At 71.5% G+C, this 1884-nt stretch carries 2 protein-coding genes; one reads left to right on the top strand and one right to left on the bottom strand.

What is annotated here, in order from left to right; genetic code table 11:
* Positions 1-9: 9 nt before the first annotated feature.
* Entirely contained in the window at positions 10-1170 is a 1161-nt protein-coding gene (gene galK, locus RMO85_RS11245) for a galactokinase (protein ID WP_310528813.1), read from the bottom strand.
* 114 nt (positions 1171-1284) lie between these two features.
* Between galK and msrA the strand changes: the two genes are divergently transcribed.
* A partial coding sequence (gene msrA, locus RMO85_RS11240) for a peptide-methionine (S)-S-oxide reductase MsrA (RefSeq protein WP_310528812.1) occupies positions 1285-1884 on the top strand: 600 nt, incomplete at its 3' end.

The raw sequence follows: 1884 nt of genomic DNA, 5'->3' as shown, positions 1-1884 counted from the left end.
CTCATTTGTCTAGCCCAGGACGCGCGCGCCTCCGGCAGCGATCGCTGGCAGGCACCGGGGTGCCCGCCAGCCCCGGATATCGAACGCCTCCGTGCACGCCGCGACGGCATCGTCCACGTCAGCCTCCCGAAGCAGCGCGATGGCCGAGCCACCGAAGCCGCCGCCGGTCATCCGGGCACCCAGCGCGCCAGCGGCGAGGCAGGCCTCGACCGTCACGTCGAGCTCGGCGCAGGACACCTCGAAGTCGTCACGAAGCGATGCGTGCGAGGCGGTGAGGAGTCGACCGAACGCGGAGAAGTCGGCGGCGGCGAGGTCGGTGACGGCCGCATCGACGCGCTGCAGCTCGGTGAACACGTGCCGGGCCCTGCGCTGGCGGACGGGGTCGCCGGCGAGCCGGGTCAGCGCGGCCTCGGGGTCGGTCACCTCGGCCAAGAAGGACACGCCGAGCAGGGCAGCAGCGGACTCGCAGGTCGCTCGTCGATCGGCGTAGCCCCCGTCTGCCAGCGCGTGGGCGGCGCGGGTGTCGATGACGAGGAGGGCCAGTCCAGCGGCCTCGGGCTGCCACGGCACGTCGGTGGTCCTCCCCGTCGCACAGTCGAGCAGGAGCGCGTGTCCGGCCCGGCCGAGCATGGACACGGTCTGGTCCATCCCACCGGTCGGGGCACCGGCCACGTCACGCTCGGCGCGGATGCAGTCCTCGATCAGCGCGCGTCGCACGTCCGGGGAGTCCGGGCGGCCGAGGGCGGCGTTGAGCGCCAACGCGACCGAGCACTCGAGGGCGGCCGAACTCGACAGTCCCGCGCCCAGCGGCACCTGTCCGTCGACGAGCACGTCGAGGCCGGGCACGTCGAGGCCACGCTCGCGCATGGCCCACACCACCCCTGCGGCGTACGCCACCCAGCCGGTCGCGTCACCGGGTCCCAGCCGGGTCACGTCGCCGGTCCAGGCGTCGGCCTGCTGGCGACTGCGAATCGTCACGGTCGTGTCGGAGCGCAGCCGGACTGCGGCGTACGTCGACTGCGAGATCGCCATCGGCAGGCAGCGACCGCCGTTGTAGTCGACGTGCTCACCGATCAGGTTGACCCGGCCGGGGGCGAGCGCTTCGGCGTCCGGCACGGCGCCGAACTGCGCGGTGAAGTCGTCGCGCAGCCGGTGGTCGCGGTGGCTCAACGTGTTGCTCCGTCCATCGACGTGGATTCGATCTGGCGCCCCACGGTAGCGATCGGCACGGCCGGGCACGAGCGAGACTTCCCCGGCCCTTGTCCGACCCCGGACAATGGAGACATGTTCGGATTCGGCAAGCCCTCAACCCTCCCCTCCGCGGACGAAGCGCTGCCCGGGCGCGCGGCCCAGCCCTGGGCCCTCGGCGATCACGTCGTCCTCAAGACCCCCGTCGTGTCGGACGAGATCCCCGACGGTTTCGAGGTCGCGATCTTCGGCCTCGGCTGCTTCTGGGGCGCGGAGGAGATCTACTGGCAGGTGCCGGGGGTCTGGTCGACGTCCGTCGGCTACGCCGGCGGCCACACCACGCACCCCACCTACGACGAGGTCTGCTCGGGCCGCACCGGCCACACCGAGGCTGTGCGCATCGTCTTCGATCCCGCCGTCACGTCCTTCGCGGACCTCGAGAAGAAGTTCTTCGAGATCCACGACCCGACCCAGGGCATGCGCCAGGGCTACGACGTCGGCACGCAGTACCGCTCGGCGATCTACTTCACCTCGCCGGAGCAGGAGACCACGGCGCGTGAGCTCACGAAGGTGTACGGCGACGAGCTGGTCCGCCGCCGACTCGGCGACATCACCACGGAGATCCGTCCGGCGTCTCAGGCGCCCTACTTCTACGCCGAGGACGCGCACCAGCAGTACCTCGCCAAGAACCCGCTC

Origin of the sequence: Nocardioides sp. (assembly GCF_031422975.1) — a bacterium.
Taxonomy (GTDB): domain Bacteria; phylum Actinomycetota; class Actinomycetes; order Propionibacteriales; family Nocardioidaceae; genus Nocardioides.
Note: the sequence above shows the minus strand (reverse complement) of the source record. Positions and strands in the feature narration are given on the sequence as shown.